This is a genomic window from Curtobacterium sp. MCBA15_016, from assembly GCF_001865105.1.
GTDB lineage: Bacteria > Actinomycetota > Actinomycetes > Actinomycetales > Microbacteriaceae > Curtobacterium.
Genome location: NZ_MJGR01000034.1, coordinates 33,953 through 53,201, shown reverse-complemented (window position 1 = coordinate 53,201; position 19,249 = coordinate 33,953). Strand labels below are relative to the sequence as shown.

Genomic DNA, 19,249 nt, shown 5'->3' with positions numbered 1-19,249 from the left:
CGGCTACGCGACGGCGACGGCGTCCGCCGGCTCCGGCACCGGCGACCGCTTCTGCACGCGCTGGCCGACGACGGCGGAGACGCCGTCCTGCCGCATCGAGACCCCGTACAGCGCGTCGGCGATCTCCATCGTGCGCTTCTGGTGCGTGATCACGATGAGCTGGGACGACGCCCGCAGCCGCTCGAACACCGTCAGCAGCCGCCCGAGGTTGGCGTCGTCGAGCGCCGCCTCGACCTCGTCCATGATGTAGAACGGCGACGGGCGGGCGGTGAAGATCGCCACGAGCAGCGCCACCGCGGCCAGGGACCGCTCGCCGCCGGACAGCAGGGTCAGCCGGTCGATCTTCTTGCCGGCGGGCTTCACCTGCACCTCAATGCCGGTGTTCAGCAGGTCGTCGGGGTTCGTCAGCGTGATCGACCCGGAGCCGCCGGGGAAGAGGATCGGGAAGATGACGTCGAACGCCTCCTTCGTGTCGTCGAACGCGGACTCGAAGATCGTCTGCATCTTCTGGTCGAGCTCGTCGATGATCGTCATGAGGTCGGTCCGGGTCTTCTGCAGGTCCTCGAGCTGCTCGGCGAGGAACGCGTGACGCTGTTCGAGCGCCTGGAACTCCTCGAGCGCGAGCGGGTTCACCTTGCCGAGCTGGCCGAGGTCACGCTCGGCCGCCTTGAGCCGTCGCTCCTGCTCGGCGCGGACGTACGGCACCGTCTCGACGTCGGCGGGGTCGACGTCCTCGGTGGCGTCGAACTCGGGCAGGGCGGGGCCGCCCGGGAGCGTCGACTCGGCGTCGACCAGTTCGACCAGGTCGTCGTCGGCGTCGGTCGGCGAGTCGGCGTCGGTCGGCGAGTCGTCGGACTGGAGGCGCGGCTCGGCCTCGTCCTCCGGCGTCGCCTCCGGCACGGCGCCGTCCAGGGCCGTCCCCGCCGCGGCGGCAGCGGCCGCGCGCTCGGCGTCGCGGTGCTTCCGGGCGAGGACCCGGGGGTCGATCAGGACGTCCACCGGCACCGGCACGTGCGGCCCGTACTCGGCGACGAGCACGGCCTCGACGAGACCGAGCTCGCTCTGCGCCCGGTCGAGCACGCCGGACACGTGCAACTTCTTCTCGTAGATCTCCATCTCGAGCGAGTGCACGCCGTCGGTGATGGACTGGAGGCGGTCGCGGAGCTCGCGCTCCTCGTTCCGGATCGTCTGGAGCTCGGTGTTGCGCTTCGACCGCTCGGCCTCTTCGGTGGCGAGCTGCACGCGGGCTTCGGCGAGGGACCGGTCCACGGCACCGAGCAGCCCGGGCAGGTCGGCGAGCACGTCCTCGGCGACGGCGATCTGGCCACGGCGGATCACGGCGAGCCGTGCGGCCTCCGCCGCTGCGGCGCGTTCGGCCTCGAGTTGCCGCTCCAGCTGGTCGGCGCGGGTCCGCTCCGCACGGACACGCTCGCGGACGGTCTCGACCTGGATGCGCTGCTCGATCTCGGCGGCACGTGCGGCCTCGAGCGCGTCCTGCAGCGCGGGGCGCTCGGACGCGTCGACGACCGGGCGCGGACGGTCGGCGAACTCCTGGCGTGCGCGTTCCGCCTCGGCCAGGGCCGCCTCGGCAGCCTCGACGGCGCCGTCGGTCTCGGCGAGGGCCGCGCGCAGCCGCTCGACCTCGGCGGCGGCGTTCTCCACCTTCGCGCGGGTCGACGCGCTGGTCCGGTCGTACTCCGCCTTCGCCCGGGCGTGGGCGCGCGAGGCAGCGTCCGCGTCGTCCGCCGCGCGACGTGCGTCCTCGACGGCGGTGCGGGCGGCCTGGAGGCGCGTGGCCGCGTCCTCGGCGTCGCGCGCGATCGCGTCGCGGCGGGTCACGGCGTCGTCGCGTTCCGCGACGAGTTCGATGCGCGAGGTCACGCGCTCCCCGCCGCCCGTCACGCGGACCGCACGGACGAGGTCACCGGACCGCGTCACCACCGTGGCCTGCGGGGCGGCGGTGAGCACCGCCTCCAGGTCGACCCCATCGGTGTCGGCGACGAGCGTGTCCCGCAGGATCGCGGCGATCGCCGGCGGACCCTGCACGAGGTCGAGTGCGCGGCGGACCCCGGCCGGGAGCCGCTCGGGCAGTCCGGACGGCGGGGCGTCGGCGTCGGCGACCACGACGTCGATGCGTCCGATGTCCTCGGTGCGGGCGTGCGCGACGGCGTCGAGCGCGACGGACCGGTCGTCGGCGAGGACGGCGTCGGCGAGCCCGTCGAGGGCGATCGCGATCGCCCCTTCGAACCCGGGCGTCACGCTGAGACGGTCCGCGAGGCGACCCACGATGCCGTCGCGCCCGGCCTCGATGAGCGCCTGCGAACCGTCACGGACGTCGATCGACATGCCGAGCGCGGCGACACGGGCGTCGAGGGCGTCCCGTTCGCGCTCGAGGGCGTGCAGGCGGTCACGGAGTTCGTCACGTGCTGACTGCGCCGCTTCCTGCTGCTCGCGGGCGGTCTCGAGCGCGGCGGTCAGCGCGTCCTCGTCGATGCCCTCGGACGGATCGGTCCCGAGTTCGGCGAGGGCCGCAGCCGCCCGTTCGGACCGCTCCCCCGCCTCCGCCAGCGCCCGCTCGCGCCGTTCCCGGTCGGCCACCGCGGAGCCACGCTTCGACGTCGCCACGTCCACCGCAGACCCGAGGCGCTGGGCCTCGAGGTCGTGCTGCGAGACGAGGGCTGCCTGGGCGGCGATCCGCTCGTCGAGGGCGTCGAGCGCCGCACGGGCCGCCTGCACCCGCTGCGCCGCCACCGCCGTGCCGCCGGTCATCTCCGCCGCCTGCGCCTCGAGCCGGTCCGCTTCGTTCCGGACGCCCTGCACCTGCTCTGGCGTGATCGTGGGGCCCTGCTGCGGTGCATCGGCCTGCTGCGCGAGGAACATCAGGCGCTGGTTCGCCAGGCTCGACAGGCCGCGGAGCCGCTCCTGCACACTCTCCAGCCGGTGCACCACCGTGCGGGCGCGGTCGACGTCGTCGCCGACCATGCTCTGCTCGACGTGCTGCTGGCGGGCACGGGTCTGGTCGAGCCGTTCCTGCAGCACGATGCGCTCGGACTTGCGGCCGGCCTCGACCTCCTGGTGCTCGTGGAGCTCGCGGCGCAGGCGGACGACGTCGTCGGCGAGGATGCGGGCCTTGGCGTCACGGGCGACCGCGGCGACCGACTGGGCCTTGCGCGCGACCTCGGCCTGGCGTCCGAGAGGCTTCAGCTGGCGGCGGATCTCCCCCGCGAGGTCGGACAGGCGCGTCAGGTTCGTCTGCATCGCGTCGAGCTTGCGGAGGGTCTTCTCCTTGCGCCGACGGTGCTTCAGGATGCCCGCGGCCTCCTCGATGAAGCCGCGGCGGTCCTCGGGCGTGGCGTGCAGGACCTTGTCGAGCTGGCCCTGGCCGACGATGACGTGCATCTCACGGCCGAGGCCGGTGTCGCTCAGGAGCTCCTGGACGTCGAGCAGGCGGCAGTTCTCGCCGTTGATCGCGTACTCGCTGCCGCCGTTGCGGAAGAGCGTGCGGGAGATCGTGACCTCGGAGTACTCGATCGGCAGCAGGCCGTCGGCGTTGTCGATCGTCAGCAGCACCTGCGCACGGCCGAGCGGACCGCGCGTCGAGGTGCCCGCGAAGATGACGTCCTCCATCTTGCCGCCACGGAGGGTCTTCGCCCCCTGCTCCCCCATCACCCAGGCGAGGGCGTCCACGACGTTGGACTTGCCGGAGCCGTTCGGGCCGACGATGCACGTGACGCCCGGTTCGAACGCGAACGTCGTCGGCTGCGCGAAGGACTTGAACCCCTTGATGGTCAGGCTCTTCAAGTACATGCGGTCTCCGGATGCTCTGGTTGGGCGTCAGGCTAACGCGTGCGACGGCGTGGGCGTGGTTGGCACACGGGGCAGATGTGGCTCGATCGGTTCATGAAGGCCTCACGCACGATCGTGGTGCCGCACCGGGGGCACGGCTTCCCCTGCTGCCCGTACACGTGCAACCGCTGCGAGAAGTACCCGGACTGCCCGTTCACGTTGACGTACTGCGCGTCGAAGCTCGTGCCGCCGTCCTCCAGCGCACGGCCGAGGACGTGCCGCACCTCGGCCAGGAGGCCGTGCAGGTCGGCGCGGGTCAGCCGCTCGGCCGGGCGGTCGAAGTGCAGCCTGGCGGCCCAGAGGGACTCGTCGGCGTAGATGTTCCCGATGCCGCTCACGACGCCCTGGTCGAGCAGGACCCGCTTGATGCCGCTCGAGCGCTTCCGGGCGGCGGCGATGAAGCGGTCGTCGTCGAACGCGGGGTCGAGCGGGTCGCGGGCGATGTGCGACACCTGCTTCGGGATGCTCCGGCGCCACACGGCGTCGGGATCGACCTCGTCGACGTGTCCGGCGGAACCGGCCGGCGCCCCGTCGATCGTCGGGACCATCTCGTCGATCGCCATCGAGCCGAACGTGCGCTGGTCGACGAACTCGAGCTCGACCGGGGGCTCCGGGGAGCCGTCGCGGTCGGTGCCGGTGGGCTGGACGTCGAGGAGGATCCGTCGGTGCTTCGCCGCCTCGCGCCCACGGCCGAGCAGGATCTGACCGCTCATGCCGAGGTGGGCCACGAGGGCCTCGGGTCGGTCGCCCTCGTGCTCGGGCTGCAGGGGCATCCAGAGGAACTTGCCACGACGGACCGCGGCGGCGATGGTGCGACCGGTCAGGCGGTCGGCGAAGTCCTCGGCCGGACCGTCGTGCCGGGTCAGTGCCCGGTCGTCGACGACGTCCACGTGCAGGACCCGCGCGCCGCTGACGGCGGGTTCGAGGCCGGCGCGGACGACCTCGACCTCGGGCAGTTCGGGCACGCGGTCAGGCCGCCCGGCCGGAGAGCTGCGTCCACGCCTGGAGCGCCGCTGCCATCTCGGCGGTCTTCTTGCTCGACCCGGTGCCGGTGGAGACGTCCTCGCCCTGGAGCACGACCGTGGCGTGGAAGGTCTTGTCGTGGTCGGGACCGGCCTCGGTCACGCGGTACGACGGGTTGCCGAGCGACAGGCTCGACGCGAGTTCCTGCAGGCTCGTCTTCGGGTCCATCGCGGCGCCGAAGCGGTCCGGGTCGATGAGGAGCGGTTCGACCAGCCGGAGCACCAGCGCGGTCGCCGGGTCGGGGCCGGCGGAGAGGTAGGTCGCGCCGATCACGGCCTCGACCGTGTCTGCGAGGATCGACGACTTGTCGCGGCCGCCGGTCTGCTCTTCACCCTTGCCGAGCCGGAGGTACTGTCCGAGCCCGATCATGCGGGCGATCTCGGCGAGGGCGACCGTCGACACCAGGCTCGCGCGCCGCTTGGCGAGGTCGCCTTCGTCGAGGTCGGGGAAGGACCGGTAGAGCTTCACGGTCACGGCCTGGCCGAGGATCGAGTCCCCGAGGAACTCGAGGCGTTCGTTGTGCCCGATGCCACCGTGCTCGTACGCGTACGAGCGGTGGGTCAGGGCGAGCTGCAGGAGCTCGAGGTCGATGTCGGCTCCGAGGATGCCCTGCAGACGAACGACGTCCGGCCCCACGGGGCGGGACCCCGTGGCGCCGGACGTCGCTGTCATGCGTGTGGTCCGATCAGACGTCGGCGACCTTGCGGCCCTTGTACTCCATGTACAGGGGCGTGCCGGCGGAGTCCTCGACGACCTTCGCGCGGTGCGGGAGGCTGTAGGTGACCTTGCCGTTCTCGATCGTCTTCACGAGCTGGACCGGCGCGGCCTTCCACTGCGAACGACGGGCGTGCGTGTTGGCACGGGACTGCTTGCGCTTGGGAACGGCCATGGTGGTTCTCTTTCGGTTGGTCGGTGGTCAGTGGCGAGGGGCGGCGGTCAGTCGGCCTGGTCGGCGTCGGACCGCTCCTGACCCTCGGTGGTCTGGGGCGTGGTCGTGCTGGCTGCGTCGGTGTCCTCGCCGCCGCTCGTCGCGTCGTCGAGGGTGATGCCGCTCAGCGCAGCCCACCGCGGGTCCAGGACCTCGTGAGCGCGCTGCTCGCCGATGTCGGCCAGTCGCTCGCCCGTCACCGGGTCGAGGCCTGGGCAGTCCGGTCGGCAGACCGGCTGGAACGGCAGCGCCAGCACCACCGCATCTCGAACGACCTGTTCACAATCCACGTGGTCATCGTGAACGAAGAAGTCGAAATCCTCCGAGGCATCATACGCGAACAGCTCGGCGAAATCGACCTCGACGGGCTCGCTGATGTCGATGAGGCACCGGGAGCACTCGCCCTCGGCCTCGGCGCTGGCGTGCCCGGAGACGAGGACGCCCTCGTGCAGGCCCTCGAGCCGGAGGTCGATGTGCATCTCGGCGCCTTCGCGGACGGAGATGACACCGGCTCCCATCGCATCCGGCACCGCGATGTCGAGCGAGTGCTCGCGCATCTCGCCCGGCCGGTGCGCGAGGTCGCGCACGCGCAGGGCGTAGGGGCTGTTCACGTGGGAAGACACGATCGACAAGCCTACATCGCTCGGGCCTGCGAGTCGAGGCGGGGGCGGGCGTGTCCGGTTCCGTGCGTCCGGCGCTCAGCGTCCGGTGTGCTCGTGGAGGGCCGCCGCGACCACCTGCGGCACGTACGGGGTCACGTCGCCGCCGAGGGACGCCACCTGACGGATGAGCGAGCTCGACACGTGGGCGCGGGCGGCCTCGGGCAGCAGGAACACCGTCTCGACGTCGGCGAGGTGGCGGTTCATGATCGCCATCGGGGTCTCGTACGCGACGTCCTCGCCGGATCGGACGCCCTTGACGAGGACCTTCGCACCGACCTGCCGGCAGTAGTCGACGAGCAACCCCGAGGTCCACTCCCCGACCCGGACGTTGTCGGACACGCCCGTCTCGACGAGCGACTCCTCGATGAGGCGGACACGGTCGACCGCGTCGAACATCGCGGGCCGCTTGTCGGGGTTGTGCACGACGAGCACGTGCACCTCGTCGAAGAGCCCCGCCGCACGCCCGATCACGTCGAGGTGCCCGAGGGTCACGGGATCGAAGGAACCGGGGACCACCGCGATCTGCGCCATGCCAGCGACGATACCGGCGTTCAGTTCTTGCCGAGGAACGCGGCGTCGGACTCGTCGAGCCGCCGGGCCAGGGCTTCGCGGAGCGCGGGGTGCCCGTCGAGCTGCGGATCGGGCTCCAGCACGCGCTCGGCTTCCTCGCGCGCGTCGACGATGAGGTCGGCGTGCTCCACGACGCGCAGGAGGTTGAGCGACGACCGCCCGCCCGACTGCCGTTCGCCGAGCACGTCGCCCTCGCGCCGGAGCTCGAGGTCGACCCGCGCGAGCTCGAACCCGTCGTCGGACGCCGACACCGCGTCGACCCGTTCCCGCGAGGTCGTCTCGGCCTCGGCCGCGGTCACGAGCAGGCACACGCCGGCGTACTGGCCGCGGCCGATGCGCCCACGGAGCTGGTGGAGCTGCGAGACGCCGAACCGGTCGGCGTCGAGCACGGCCATCATCGAGGCGTTCGGCACGTCGACGCCGACCTCGATCACGGTCGTCGCCACGAGCACGTCGACCGTGCCGGCCGCGAAGGAGGTCATCACCCGGTCCTTCTCGTCCGCCGTCATGCGGCCGTGCAGGACCTCGATCCGGCGGTCGGCGAGGACCGGCATCGTCCGCATGCGTTCCGCCGTGGCGAGCACGGTGGCCGGGGCGCGCTTCGGGGCGTCGTCGTTCGCCGGGTCGGGCTCGCCGTCGTCTTCCGTGTGGGCGTCGTCGATCGCCGGGCACACCACGAAGGCCTGTCGGCCGTCGGCGAGTTCCTCGGCCATGCGGGTCCAGATGCGGGATTCCCAGCCCGGGTGCTCGGCGAGCGGGACCGTGAAGGTCTCGACGCCGGCGCGGCCGGAGGGCAGCCCGGTGATCGTCGAGACGTCGAGGTCGCCGAACACCGTCATCGCCACCGTGCGCGGGATGGGCGTCGCGGTGAGGACGAGCACGTGCGGCGGTGTGGCGCCCTTCGTGCGGAGGGCCTCGCGCTGTTCGACTCCGAAGCGGTGCTGCTCGTCCACCACGACGAGGCCGAGCTCGGCGAAGTCGACCCGGTCGCCGAGGAGCGCGTGCGTGCCGACCACCAGCCGCGAGCTGCCGGACGCCGCCGCGAGCAGTGCCCGCCGCCGTTCGTCCGTCGACTGCGACCCCGTGAGGATCACCGGCCGGAGCTCGGCCGCGAGGTCGGGGCCGAGGAACTTCACGATCGACCGGAGGTGCTGCGCCGCGAGGACCTCGGTCGGGGCGATGAGCGCCGACTGCCCGCCGGACTCGGCCACGGTGAGCATCGCCCGGATCGCCACGAGGGTCTTGCCGGAGCCGACCTCGCCCTGCACGAGGCGGTGCATCGGCCAGTCCGCCGCCAGGTCGTGCGCGATCTCGGCGCCGACCGACCGCTGGTCGTCCGTGAGCGTGAACGGCAGCGTGGCGTCGAAGCGTTCGAGGATCCCGCCGGACGAGGCGGAGCGCGGCGTGGCGGCGGTGGCGCGCGCGGCGATCCGGCGCTGCACGAGGGCGGTCTGGAGCACGAACGCCTCGCGGTAGCGGAGGGCGTCCTGCGCGCGCTTGAAGTCCGCGACCTTCTCGGGGCGGTGCAGGAGTTCGAGGGCCTTGCGGAACGGCACGAGGTCGAGTCGGGTCCGCACCCGGGCGGGGATCGGGTCCGGGACGTCGGGCAGCGTGTCGAGCACGATCGCCATCGACTTGGCGATCTGCCACGAGGTCAGCGTCGACGTCGCCGGGTAGATCGGGATCGGCTGGCGGGAGAAGCGGATGGCTTCCTCGGACTCGGGGTCCGCCGTCGCCCGGGGGTCGTCGCGGTCGAACAGCTCGTAGTCGGGGTGGGCGAGCTGCCGTGCGCCGCGGTAGTCGCCGACCTTGCCGGAGAAGATGCCACGGGCACCGGGCACGAGGTCCTTCGTCCGCCAGCCCTGGTTGAAGAACGTCAGGGTGAGCAGCCCCTTGCCGTCGCCGATCTTGGCTTCGAGGATCGAGCCACGGCGCGCACGCATCGTCCGTTCACGGACGTCGACGACTTCGGCCACGATCGTCACCGACTCGCCGATCGCGAGGGAGTCGAGCGCGGTCAGGGCACCGCGTTCGGCGTAGCGCCGGGGCGCGTGCTCGAGGAACTCGCCGACCGTGCGGTACCCGAACGCCTTCTCGATCGCGCTCGCCGTCCGTCCGCCGAGGACGGTCGACAACCGCGCGTCGAGCGGTGCGGGGCCGAGGTCCGGCACCGCCGGCTCGGTTGTCGTTCCGGTCGTGACCACACGTCAACGGTACCCGGCGGCACCGACGCGACCCGCGCCTCCTGGACCGCCTGTGGAGAACGCCTGGAGCGCCCGGCGGCCCGCTACGGTGGCTGCATGACCCGCATCATCGCCGGCGCCGCCGGCTCCACGACGCTCCGGGTGCCGAAGTCCGGCACGCGGCCGACGAGCGACCGGGTGCGCGAGGCGCTGTTCTCGTCGCTCGAGGCACGCGGGCTCGTCGACGACACCTCCGTCGCCGACCTGTACGCCGGCACGGGTGCCCTCGGGCTCGAGGCGGCGTCCCGCGGTGCGGTCGAGGTCGTGCTCGTCGACCGGGCGTCGGCGGCGGCGCAGGCCTGCCGGGCGAACGCGAAGGCCGTGCAGCAGCGGGTTCCCGGCGTGCGGATCGACGTGCAGCCGCAGCCGGTGCTCGGGTACCTGCGCGGCACCGTGCGGACGTTCGACCTGGTGTTCATCGACCCGCCGTACGACGTCACCGAGCACGAGCTGGCCGAGGTGCTCGAGACGCTCGTGCCCCGGCTCACGGCGGCCGCGGTGGTGGTCGTGGAGCGGAGCAAGCGCTCCCCGGAGCCGACGTGGCCCGCGGGGCTCGAGCCGTTCAGCAAGCGGAGCTACGGCGAGACCGTCGCGTGGGAGGCCGTGGTCGCCGCCGCCTGACGCCGCGGTCGCCCGCGCCCGCGAGCCGGTCAGCCGGCCGCGCCGTCCCAGTCGGCGTACGGGTCCCAGCCGGTCGTCGGCACGGGCACTCCCCCGCGCACGAGGTCCGCGTCGCCCCGGTCGAGCACGACACCGATCCGACGGAACCCCCCGGGCAGCGGGACACCGGTCGGGAACGCGGCGAGCAGCCCGTGGTCCTCGCCGCCGTGCAGCGCCATCTCGTCGATGACGGGCCCGGTGCCGGAGGCCTCGTCGAGCGCCAGTGTCACCCCGCTGGCCCGGGCGAGCCGTCCGGCGTCGATCGCCAGCCCGTCGGAGAGGTCGAGCATCGCCGTCGCCCCCGCGGACGCCGCGCGTGGCCCGTCCGGGATCGGCGGGACCGGGCGCCGCTGTCGTCCGACGTCGGGGTCCGTGTCCGCGCCGCTCGCCACGACCGCCTCGCGGGAGGGTTCGCCGTCGGCGTCCACACCCTCGCGGAAGAGCCGCGTCAACCCGCGCGCCGCCGGCCCGAGCTCCCCCGAGACGGCGAGGACGTCCCCGGGGCGGGCACCCGAGCGGACGACGGGGGCACGGCCCTCGAGGTCGCCGAACGCCGTCACCGACACCGTGAACGCCGACGACGTGGAGAGGTCCCCGCCGACGACACCGCAGCCGGGCGCCAGGGCGTCGACCGCCAGGCGCACCCCGTCCGCGAAGGACTCGAGCACCGCCACGGGCGTGTCCTGCGGCGCCGCCAGGGCGATCACGAGACCGGTCGGCACCGCACCCATCGCGGCGACGTCGGACAGGTTCGTCGCCGCGGCCTTCCACCCGACGTCCTCGGGTGCGGACCATGCCCAGCGGAAGTCCGGCCCGTGCACCATCATGTCCGTGGTCACCACGAACCGGCCGTCCGGTGCCGCCACGACCGCGCAGTCGTCGCCGGGGCCGAGCAGCGGCGCTCCGGCGGGCAACCGGCGCACGATGCGGTCGAGGACGACGAGTTCGCCGAGCTCTCCCACGGTCGGTCCGGCCCAGGCGTCGTACGTCGCGTCCACACGAGAACGGTAGCCTGGACGTCGATGGACACCGTGCGCCGCCCCACCCGGAAGACCGCGATCGTGGGCGTCGTGATCGCCGTCGCGGCCGGTCTGACCGGCTGCACGAACGCCGTCGCGATGTCCCCGGCGCCCTCAGCCGACGCCGCCGCGTGCGCAGCCGTGCAGGTCCGGCTGCCAGCAGCGGTCGACTCGAAGTTCGACCTGCGGAACACGAACGCCCAGTCGACGGCGGCGTGGGGCGACCCCGAGGTGGCCCTGTACCACTGCGGCGTGGCCGTCCCGACGGTCTCCGACCTGCCGTGCTTCTCGCTCGGTGACGTCGACTGGATCCGGGACGACCGTGGCGGGCAGATCGTCTACACGACCTTCGGGCGGTCGCCGGCGGTCCAGCTCGTCATCGACGCGACGAAGACCACGAACCAGGTTGTGCAGGACGTCACCGACGCGGTGTCGACGCTCCCGAAGGACGGGCACCAGTGCCTGGACCCGTCCGACGTCGACCAGTAGGCCCGGGTCAGCGGACGGCGGCGCGCCCCAGCTCGATGAGCTCGCGGACGAGCTCGCCGTAGGACACGCCCGACGCCGCCCAGCAGCGCGGGTACATCGACAGCGGCGTGAACCCGGGCATGGTGTTGACCTCGTTCACCACGAAGCCGTCGTCGGTCAGGAAGCAGTCGACGCGGGCGAGCCCGGAGCCGCCGATCGCCTCGAACGCCCGGGCGCCGATCGACCGGATCTCGTCCGTCTGCGCCTCCGTGAGCGGGGCCGGGCAGAGCAGCGACTCGTCACCGCCGAGGTACTTCGACGCGAAGTCGTAGAAGCCGTCCTCGGCGACGACGATCTCGCCCGGCAGGCTCGTGCGCGGGACGCCGTCACGACCCTCGAGCACCGCGACCTCGACCTCGCGCCCGATCACCCGCGGCTCGACGATGACCTTGGAGTCGTGCTCGAACGCCAGGTCCATCGCGGCACCGAGCTCGTCGGGACCGTCCACGCGAGACACCCCCATGCTGGAGCCCGCACGTGCCGGCTTCACGAAGAGCGGCCACCCGTGCGCGGCGATCGCCTCGGCGACGTCGACCGGGTCGGCCGACCACTCGCGACGGAGCACGGTCGTCCACGGCGCGACCCGGAGCCCGGCGTGCTCGAGGACCGCCTTGGCGACGTGCTTGTCCATGGCCAGGGCGCTCGCGAGCACCCCGTTGCCGACGTACGGCAGACCGGCGATCTCGAGGAGCCCCTGGACGGTGCCGTCCTCGCCGAACGGGCCGTGCAGGATCGGGAAGACGATGTCGACCGCGATCGTCGTGACGGAGCCGTCCGGGTGCGAGATCACGAGCTCGTTCGTCGCCGGCGACGTCGGGAACGCAACGCGGGTGCCGTTGTCGGGCACCGTCGGGAGCGTGCCGTCACGCAGGGCCCACTGCGCCGGGTCGTCGGGCTGGAGCGTGAACGCGCCGTCCTTCGTGATGCCGATCGGCACGAGGTCGTACTCGGCACGGTCGACGACGTCCATGATCCCGCCGGCGGTCACGCAGCTGATCTCGTGCTCGCTCGAACGGCCGCCGAACAGCACGGCGACGGTCGTCGGTGGCACGGGTGCGATCGTGGGCATGGCAGTCCTCTTGCTGGTCGGGGTCGGACCGGTCACTCGCCCTGGGGTTCGTCGGTCTCGGTGAGGTGCGGCGCGATGTTGCGCGGATCGAGCCTACCGGCGAGCACCTCGGCGACCTGCCCCACGATGGGCATGTCGACGCCGTTCGCCGCGGCGAGCTCGAGGATCGGCGCGACCGAGGCGAGCCCCTCGGCGGTCTGGTTCATCTGGCGGACGACCTCGTCGAACCGGTACCCCTGGCCGAGCAGCCGCCCCGCGGTGTTGTTCCGCGAGAGCGGTGACTGGCACGTGGCGATGAGGTCGCCGAGACCGGCGAGCCCGGACAGCGTCGAGGGCTGCGCGCCGAGCGACACCGCGAAGTCGGTCATCTCGGCGAGCCCGCGCGTGATGATCGACGCCTTCGTGTTCTCGCCGTAGCCGACGCCGTCGACGATGCCGATCGCCACGGCGATGAGGTTCTTCAGCACGCCGCCGAACTCGGTGCCGATGACGTCGGTGTTGATGAACGACCGGAAGTAGGGGTTCGTGGCGACGGCGGCCACCGCGCTGGCGGTCTCGGCCGACGACGAGGACACGACGGCCGCAGTGGGCTGCCGACGGGCGATCTCGAGCGCCAGGTTCGGGCCGCTCGCGACGGCGATGCGGTCCTGGTCGATGCCGAGGCCCTGGAGCAGGACCTCGCTCATCCGCAGACCGGTCGCCTTCTCGACGCCCTTCATCAGGCTCACGACGGGCACCCCCGGCGCGAGCAGCGGCGCGATCGCATCGAGGTTCGACCGCAGGGTCTGCGACGGCACCGACACGTACACCTGCTGGGCGCCGTCGAGCACGGCCGAGAGCGACGTCGAGGCGGTCAGGGTGCGCGGGAGGTTGATGCCGGGCAGGTACTCCGAGTTGCGCTTGGTCTCGGTGATCTCGCGCGCGACCTCGGGACGACGTGCCCACACGACCGTGTCGGCACCGCCCTCGGCGAGGACCTTGGCGAACGTGGTCCCCCAGCTGCCGGCACCGATGACGGCGACGCGCGGCTTGTCGGTCGACTGCATGACCACGCGGATCGCGGCGGTGTCCACCGCTCCGGGGGCTGCGACCGCGGGGTCCGGGTGGTCATCGTGCGGGCGGAGGCCCGATCGCTGCTCACTCAAACCGGCCGGTCTCCTTCTGGTTGTTCGCCGCCGGGTCCCAGCGGGTCGGGGGCGCCTGCTGCCCGCGGAGCTCCTCGAGCAGCGCGGTGATGTGCCGCATGAGCAGCTCGGTCGCCTCGACGAGCACCTGCTGGTCGATCGGCTTGCCGCGGTACGCCGACAGGTCGACGGGGTCGCCGACGATGACGTCCACACGCGACGGCGGGATGAGCCGGAGCTTCTTGCCGTACCGCGCCATGATGTTCTGCGTGCCCCAGTGGGCCATCGGGATGAGCGGCACGTCGTTCTCGAGCGCGATCCGCACCGCGCCGGTCTTGCCGCGCATCGGCCACAGGTCCGGGTCACGGGTGAGCGTGCCCTCGGGGTAGACGATGATGGCGCCGCCCTGCTCGATGAGGGACCGGCCGCCACCGAGCGGGTCGCTCAGCCGGGTACGGCCGGAACGCTCGACGGGGATCTGGCCCATGCCGGACATGATCTTGCCGAAGACCGGGACCTTGAAGAGGGACGCCTTCGCGAGGAACCGCGGTGCCCGACGGGACAGCCAGACCGCCGTGCCGACGACGAGCGGGTCGATGTTGGTGAAGTGGTTCGGTGCGAGCACGAACGCGCCCTCGGCCGGCAACCGGTTCGGGCCGTGCCAGTGGTAGCGCGCGGAGAAGCGGAAGGTCGGGATGACCACGGTGGCGAGGATCCGGAAGGCCGTGTTCAGCTCCCCGCGGCGCCACCGGCGCCCAGGGACGGGCATGCCGGTGGTGACCTGCGAGGCGGAGGCGCGCCGCGCCTCCTGGCCCTCACCGTCACCGCGAGGTGCCGGAGCAGCAGTCACCGCGCTAGCCCGCGAAGTCGAAGTCGGCGCCGAGCTTGCGCAGCTTCGGGATGAAGTGCTCGTAGCCGCGGCTGATGATGCCGACGTTCGTGATGTGGGACTCGCCCTCGGCGGTGAGTGCCGCGATGAGGTGGCTGAAGCCGCCGCGGAGGTCCGGCACGCGGACGTTGGCGGCGTGGAGCGTCGTCGGGCCGGTGATGACCGCGGCCTGCTCGAAGGGACGGCGGGCGACGCGACGGTCGTGCCCGGGCAGGCCCTCCTTGTGGACGACGATGTCCGCGCCCATCTCGTTCAGGGCGTCGGTGAAGCCGAAGCGGTTCTCGTACACGGTCTCGTGCACGATGCTCTGCCCGGCGGCCTGGGTCAGGGCCACGACGAGCGGCTGCTGCCAGTCCGTCATGAACCCGGGGTGCACGTCCGTCTCGATGACGACCGGCTTGAGGACCTCGAGCTCGCGGTAGAAGCGGATGCCGTCCTCTTGGATGTCGAACCCCCCGCCGACCTTGCGGAAGACGTTGAGGAACGTCATGAGTTCCTGCTGCTTCGCGCCCTCGACGAAGATGTCGCCGTTGGTCGCGAGCGCGGCGGAGGCCCAGCTGGCGGCCTCGTTGCGGTCGTTGATCGCACGGTGCGTGTAGCCGCGGAGCGACTGCACGCCCTCGATGAAGATGACGCGGTTCGGCTCGACCGAGACGATGGCGCCCATCTTCTGCAGGATCGCGATGAGGTCCATGATCTCGGGCTCGATCGCGGCGTTCCGGAGCTCCGTGACGCCCTCGGCGAGGGTCGCGGACAGCAGGACCTGCTCGGTGGCGCCGACGCTCGGGTACGGCAGCTCGATGTACGCGCCCTTGAGGCCGTCCGGGGCGGTGAGGTGGATGCCGTTGACCTGCTTGTCGACGACCGCGCCCATGGCACGGAGGGCGTCGAGGTGGAAGTCGATCGGGCGGTCGCCGATGCGGCAGCCACCGAGGTCCGGGATGAACGCCTCGCCGAGCTTGTGCAGCAGCGGACCGCAGAACAGGATCGGGATGCGGCTCGAACCGGCGTGGGCGTCGATCTCGGCGAAGTGCGCCGACTCGACGTTCGACGGGTCGAGGATGAGCTCGCCTCGTGCAGGATCGGTGATGCGCACGCCGTGCACCTCGAGCAGCCCGCGGACGACCTTGACGTCCGAGATGTCCGGGACGTCCTTGAGGATCGACGGGGTGTCACCGAGCAGCGACGCCACCATGGCCTTGGTCGCGAGGTTCTTCGCCCCGCGGACCTCGATGCGCCCCACGAGCGGCTTGCCCCCGCGGATGACGATCTCGTCCGACTTGAGGCCCACGCGCGCCCCTGCGGCTGCTGCGTCCTGTACGAGAGAGTTCACTACTTCACCGGCAATGTCTTCGGCCGCCAACGGGAGCGGCGGGATTCGAACTCCGTGATCGAGGTCTCGTCACGGAGGGTGAGCCCGATGTCGTCGAGCCCTTCCATCAACCGCCAACGAGTGTAAGCGTCGATCTCGAAGGGGACGTCCACATCCCCGAGCGACACGCGCTGCGCCACCAGGTCCACGGTCGCCGACACCCCCGGGTTCCGCTCGATCTCGGCCCAGAGCCGCTCGACTTCCGATTCGGTCACGATCGCGGTGACCAGTCCCTGCTTGCCCGCGTTGCCCTTGAAGATGTCGGCGAAGCGAGGCGAGATGACGACCGCGAAGCCGAAGTCACGCAGTGCCCAGACGGCGTGCTCACGCGACGAGCCGGTGCCGAAGTCCGGGCCTGCCACCAGGACCTTCGCGCCCTGGTACTCGGGCTGGTTCAGCACGAAGTCGGGGTCCTGGCGCCAGCCGGAGAACAGGGCGTCCTCGAAGCCGGTCTTCGTGACCCGCTTGAGGTAGACCGCGGGGATAATCTGGTCGGTGTCGACGTTGGACCGCTTGAGCGGTGCGGCGATTCCGGTGACGGTCGAGATCTTGTCCATCAGTGTGCCCCTTCCAGGACGGCGTTCGACTCGGACGTCTCCAGGTCCCACGGGCTGGAGAGCGTGCCGCGCACGGCGGTCGCCGCGGCCACGAGCGGGGACACCAGGTGGGTGCGCCCGCCCTTGCCCTGACGCCCCTCGAAGTTGCGGTTCGACGTGCTCGCGCAGCGCTCCCCCGGCGCGAGCTGGTCGGGGTTCATGCCCAGGCACATCGAGCAGCCGGCGAACCGCCACTCGGCGCCGAACTCCGTGAACACCTTGTCGAGCCCCTCGGCCTCGGCCTCGAGCCGGACCCGTGCGGACCCGGGCACGACCATGACCCGGACCCCGTCGGCCTTCTTGCGGCCCTGGATGATCGACGCGAAGGCCCGGAGGTCCTCGATGCGCGAGTTCGTGCACGATCCCATGAAGACCGCGTCGACGGCGATGTCCTTCATCGGGGTGCCGGCCGCGATGTCCATGTACTCCAGCGCACGCTGCGCGGCGGCCTGGTCGTTCGGGTCGTCGAAGTCCGCGGGCGACGGCACGCTCTCGGACAGCGAGACGCCCTGGCCGGGGTTGGTGCCCCAGGTGACGAAGGGCTCGAGCTCGTCGGCGTCGATGAAGACCTCGGCGTCGAACACCGCGTCGTCGTCGGTCGACAGGGTGTCCCAGTACGCGACGGCGTCGTCCCAGTCCTGGCCGGTCGGGGCGTGGTCGCGACCCTGCACGTAGTCGTAGGTGGTCTGGTCGGGGGCGACCATGCCGGCGCGGGCACCGGCCTCGATCGACATGTTGCAGATCGTCATGCGGCCCTCCATCGAGAGCGCACGGATCGCCGAGCCGCGGTACTCGAGCACGTAGCCCTGCCCGCCGCCCGTGCCGATCTTCGCGATGACGGCGAGGATGATGTCCTTCGCCGTCACGCCCGGACGCAGCGTGCCCTCGACCGTGATCGCCATGGTCTTGAAGGGCTTGAGCGGCAGGGTCTGGGTCGCGAGGACGTGCTCGACCTCGGACGTCCCGATGCCGAACGCCATCGCACCGAACGCCCCGTGCGTGCTGGTGTGCGAGTCGCCGCAGACCACCGTGATGCCGGGCATGGTCAGGCCGAGCTGGGGACCGACCACGTGGACGATGCCCTGCTCCTTGTCGCCCAGGGAGTGCAGGCGGACGCCGAACTCCTCGCAGTTGCGACGGAGCGTCTCGATCTGGGTCCGGCTGGTCGGGTCCGCGATCGGACGGTCGATCGCGAGGGTCGGGGTGTTGTGGTCCTCGGTCGCGATCGTCAGGTCCAGGCGGCGCACCGGGCGGCCGGCCTGGCGCAGGCCGTCGAACGCCTGCGGACTCGTGACCTCGTGCACGAGGTGGAGGTCGATGTAGAGGAGGTCGGGGTTGCCGTCCTCGCCCTTGACCACGACGTGGTCGTCCCACACCTTCTCGGCGAGCGTCTTTCCCATCGACCCGACCCTTCCTCGTTGTCGTCGATGAGCCGCTGTCGCGGCTCGGTCCGGCGAGTCTAGCAGGTTGGTATACCAACGTGCTCCCGCGTCGACCCGGCTGCCTGGAGGCACGGCTCGACTCCGCGACACCCGTCGCGGTGGGAAGATGGTCGCGACATGACGACACCTGCGCACTCGACCCGGACCATCAACATCGAGGGCGCGATCCGCGCCGCGGTCGCCGGTGGCGCCCCGCTCGCGCTGCTCATCGCCCTGGGGATGCCCGGGTACGCCGCCTTCGCCATGTTCGCCGGGTTCACCGCGATCTTCGGCGCCACCGAGCCCTACCGGCAGCGTGCGGTGACGACCGGTGTCGCCGGCGCGATGCAGGCGGTGTGCATGGCCGCCGGTGTGGGTGTCGCCCTGGCCGGGTCGCAGCTCTGGATGCAGGCGGTCGGGCTCGTCCTCGTGCTCGTCTTCGCCGTCTGCACGCTGAGCGCCCTCCGCTCGATCCCGGCGCAGCCGATCTTCCCGGTGTTCGCGTTCCTCGTCTCGTCGCTCGTGCCGGTCCGGCCGGCCGACGTCCCGGTCATCGCCACGATCATCGCGTGCTCGGTCGTCTGGGCCTGGCTCGTCGCGATGTCCGGCTCCGTCATGCGCCTGGTGCTGCACCCGCACGCCCCGCACCGGTTCCGGCCGCTGGCGGAGCGCAAGCACCGTTCGCTCGCGGTGCTCCGGACGCCCGCGCTGTGGGAGACCGTGGCCCTCAACGTGGTCGGAGCGCTCGTCGCCGGAGCCGTCGCCGAGACGATCCCCGGGCTCGGGCACCCCTACTGGGCGGTCATCGCCGTGGTGTCGACGCTGCCCGCACTGCGCCAGCGGCACACGGTGTTCCGGGCGTTCCAGCGGTTCATCGGCACGATCGGCGGCACCGTGATCGCGGTGGGCATCCTGCTGTTGGAGCCGTCGGCGTGGTGGATCGTCCTGATCGCCGTCGTCGGGCAGTTCTTCGCCGAGATCTTCGTCGCGCGGCACTACGCCGTGTGCCTGCTCTTCCTCACGCCGCTCGCGCTCGCCGTGTCGTGGCTGAGCTTGCCCGAGGCGCCGGAGCTCCTCGCGCTCGACCGCGTCGCGCAGACCACCCTGGGCGCGCTCGTCAGCGTCGCGCTGCTGTTCGTGGGGCGCGGGATCGAGCGGCGGCGCGGTCGCGCGCTGGGCGCGACGAGCGCGATCCGCACCGTCTGACGCGGGCTGCGCGGACAGGAGGGGCGGGTCGGGCCGGCACCGCGCCTCCCGTCCGCAGCAGGCCGCCGCAGACCCGCTGCGGACGCGTGCGCG

17 protein-coding genes are annotated in these 19,249 nt (G+C 71.9%); 3 read left to right on the top strand and 14 right to left on the bottom strand.

Annotated features, from left to right (window positions below):
* Positions 1-3: 3 nt before the first annotated feature.
* The 7 genes from BIV03_RS14075 to BIV03_RS14045 form a co-directional block, all read right to left on the bottom strand.
* Positions 4-3,807, bottom strand: a complete 3,804-nt coding sequence (locus tag BIV03_RS14075; RefSeq protein WP_071296146.1) for an AAA family ATPase — start codon at positions 3,805-3,807, stop codon at positions 4-6.
* Positions 3,808-3,839: 32 nt separating this feature from the next.
* Positions 3,840-4,811, bottom strand: coding sequence for a bifunctional DNA-formamidopyrimidine glycosylase/DNA-(apurinic or apyrimidinic site) lyase (gene mutM, locus BIV03_RS14070; protein ID WP_071296145.1), 972 nt, complete (start codon positions 4,809-4,811; stop codon positions 3,840-3,842).
* A gap of 4 nt (positions 4,812-4,815) precedes the next feature.
* A complete protein-coding gene (rnc, locus tag BIV03_RS14065; RefSeq protein WP_229086630.1) occupies positions 4,816-5,541 on the bottom strand; it encodes a ribonuclease III in 726 nt (241 codons plus the stop codon).
* Between the two features lie 13 nt (positions 5,542-5,554).
* A complete protein-coding gene (gene rpmF, locus BIV03_RS14060; RefSeq protein WP_022905230.1) occupies positions 5,555-5,758 on the bottom strand; it encodes a 50S ribosomal protein L32 in 204 nt (67 codons plus the stop codon).
* Between the two features lie 47 nt (positions 5,759-5,805).
* On the bottom strand, positions 5,806-6,420 hold the full coding sequence (locus BIV03_RS14055; RefSeq protein ID WP_308202937.1) for a DUF177 domain-containing protein: 615 nt from the start codon (positions 6,418-6,420) through the stop codon (positions 5,806-5,808).
* 75 nt (positions 6,421-6,495) lie between these two features.
* On the bottom strand, positions 6,496-6,990 hold the full coding sequence (gene coaD, locus BIV03_RS14050; RefSeq protein WP_070416419.1) for a pantetheine-phosphate adenylyltransferase: 495 nt from the start codon (positions 6,988-6,990) through the stop codon (positions 6,496-6,498).
* Between the two features lie 20 nt (positions 6,991-7,010).
* The gene (locus BIV03_RS14045) at positions 7,011-9,200 is read right to left on the bottom strand and encodes an ATP-dependent DNA helicase RecG (RefSeq protein ID WP_071296329.1); all 2,190 of its coding nucleotides are present in this window, start codon (positions 9,198-9,200) and stop codon (positions 7,011-7,013) included.
* 129 nt (positions 9,201-9,329) lie between these two features.
* On the opposite strand from BIV03_RS14045, the gene BIV03_RS14040 reads away from it, so the two are divergent.
* The gene (locus BIV03_RS14040) at positions 9,330-9,893 is read left to right on the top strand and encodes an RsmD family RNA methyltransferase (protein WP_070416420.1); all 564 of its coding nucleotides are present in this window, start codon (positions 9,330-9,332) and stop codon (positions 9,891-9,893) included.
* A gap of 29 nt (positions 9,894-9,922) precedes the next feature.
* On the opposite strand, the gene thiL is transcribed toward BIV03_RS14040, so the two are convergent.
* Positions 9,923-10,930, bottom strand: coding sequence for a thiamine-phosphate kinase (thiL, locus tag BIV03_RS14035; RefSeq protein WP_071296144.1), 1,008 nt, complete (start codon positions 10,928-10,930; stop codon positions 9,923-9,925).
* A gap of 24 nt (positions 10,931-10,954) precedes the next feature.
* Between thiL and BIV03_RS14030 the strand changes: the two genes are divergently transcribed.
* On the top strand, positions 10,955-11,440 hold the full coding sequence (locus BIV03_RS14030) for a DUF3515 family protein (RefSeq protein ID WP_071296143.1): 486 nt from the start codon (positions 10,955-10,957) through the stop codon (positions 11,438-11,440).
* A 7-nt stretch (positions 11,441-11,447) separates the two neighbouring features.
* On the opposite strand, the gene BIV03_RS14025 is transcribed toward BIV03_RS14030, so the two are convergent.
* The 6 genes from BIV03_RS14025 to leuC all read right to left on the bottom strand — a co-directional run bounded on the left by BIV03_RS14025 (position 11,448) and on the right by leuC (position 17,929).
* Positions 11,448-12,548, bottom strand: coding sequence for a D-alanine--D-alanine ligase family protein (locus BIV03_RS14025; protein ID WP_071296142.1), 1,101 nt, complete (start codon positions 12,546-12,548; stop codon positions 11,448-11,450).
* A 32-nt stretch (positions 12,549-12,580) separates the two neighbouring features.
* A complete protein-coding gene (locus BIV03_RS14020; protein ID WP_070419107.1) occupies positions 12,581-13,594 on the bottom strand; it encodes an NAD(P)H-dependent glycerol-3-phosphate dehydrogenase in 1,014 nt (337 codons plus the stop codon).
* A gap of 91 nt (positions 13,595-13,685) precedes the next feature.
* Entirely contained in the window at positions 13,686-14,441 is a 756-nt protein-coding gene (locus tag BIV03_RS14015; protein ID WP_071296141.1) for a 1-acyl-sn-glycerol-3-phosphate acyltransferase, read from the bottom strand.
* Positions 14,442-14,526: 85 nt separating this feature from the next.
* Positions 14,527-15,894, bottom strand: a complete 1,368-nt coding sequence (gene murA / locus BIV03_RS14010) for a UDP-N-acetylglucosamine 1-carboxyvinyltransferase (protein WP_071296140.1) — start codon at positions 15,892-15,894, stop codon at positions 14,527-14,529.
* Positions 15,894-16,490 (bottom strand): 3-isopropylmalate dehydratase small subunit, encoded by a 597-nt coding sequence (leuD, locus tag BIV03_RS14005; protein WP_071296139.1) that lies wholly within the window; start codon positions 16,488-16,490, stop codon positions 15,894-15,896. The genes murA and leuD overlap by 1 nt, the downstream gene beginning before the upstream one ends.
* Positions 16,490-17,929, bottom strand: a complete 1,440-nt coding sequence (gene leuC / locus BIV03_RS14000) for a 3-isopropylmalate dehydratase large subunit (RefSeq protein WP_071296138.1) — start codon at positions 17,927-17,929, stop codon at positions 16,490-16,492. Before leuC ends, leuD begins: the two co-directional genes overlap by 1 nt.
* A 159-nt stretch (positions 17,930-18,088) precedes the next feature.
* On the opposite strand from leuC, the gene BIV03_RS13995 reads away from it, so the two are divergent.
* A complete protein-coding gene (locus tag BIV03_RS13995) occupies positions 18,089-19,156 on the top strand; it encodes an FUSC family protein (RefSeq protein WP_071296137.1) in 1,068 nt (355 codons plus the stop codon).
* Positions 19,157-19,249 lie beyond the last annotated feature (93 nt).

What these genes read in the sequence shown, in the direction of transcription:
- BIV03_RS14075 (WP_071296146.1), bottom strand. Translation starts at nt 3,807, where the DNA reads ATGTACTTGAAGAGCCTGACCATCAAGGGGTTCAAGTCCTTCGCGCAG.
- rnc (WP_229086630.1), bottom strand. Translation starts at nt 5,541, where the DNA reads ATGACAGCGACGTCCGGCGCCACGGGGTCCCGCCCCGTGGGGCCGGAC.
- rpmF (WP_022905230.1), bottom strand. Translation starts at nt 5,758, where the DNA reads ATGGCCGTTCCCAAGCGCAAGCAGTCCCGTGCCAACACGCACGCCCGT.
- coaD (WP_070416419.1), bottom strand. Translation starts at nt 6,990, where the DNA reads ATGGCGCAGATCGCGGTGGTCCCCGGTTCCTTCGATCCCGTGACCCTC.
- BIV03_RS14040 (WP_070416420.1), top strand. Translation starts at nt 9,330, where the DNA reads ATGACCCGCATCATCGCCGGCGCCGCCGGCTCCACGACGCTCCGGGTG.
- BIV03_RS14030 (WP_071296143.1), top strand. Translation starts at nt 10,955, where the DNA reads ATGGACACCGTGCGCCGCCCCACCCGGAAGACCGCGATCGTGGGCGTC.
- BIV03_RS14025 (WP_071296142.1), bottom strand. Translation starts at nt 12,548, where the DNA reads ATGCCCACGATCGCACCCGTGCCACCGACGACCGTCGCCGTGCTGTTC.
- BIV03_RS14020 (WP_070419107.1), bottom strand. Translation starts at nt 13,594, where the DNA reads ATGCAGTCGACCGACAAGCCGCGCGTCGCCGTCATCGGTGCCGGCAGC.
- BIV03_RS14015 (WP_071296141.1), bottom strand. Translation starts at nt 14,441, where the DNA reads ATGCCCGTCCCTGGGCGCCGGTGGCGCCGCGGGGAGCTGAACACGGCC.
- leuD (WP_071296139.1), bottom strand. Translation starts at nt 16,490, where the DNA reads ATGGACAAGATCTCGACCGTCACCGGAATCGCCGCACCGCTCAAGCGG.
- leuC (WP_071296138.1), bottom strand. Translation starts at nt 17,929, where the DNA reads ATGGGAAAGACGCTCGCCGAGAAGGTGTGGGACGACCACGTCGTGGTC.
- BIV03_RS13995 (WP_071296137.1), top strand. Translation starts at nt 18,089, where the DNA reads ATGACGACACCTGCGCACTCGACCCGGACCATCAACATCGAGGGCGCG.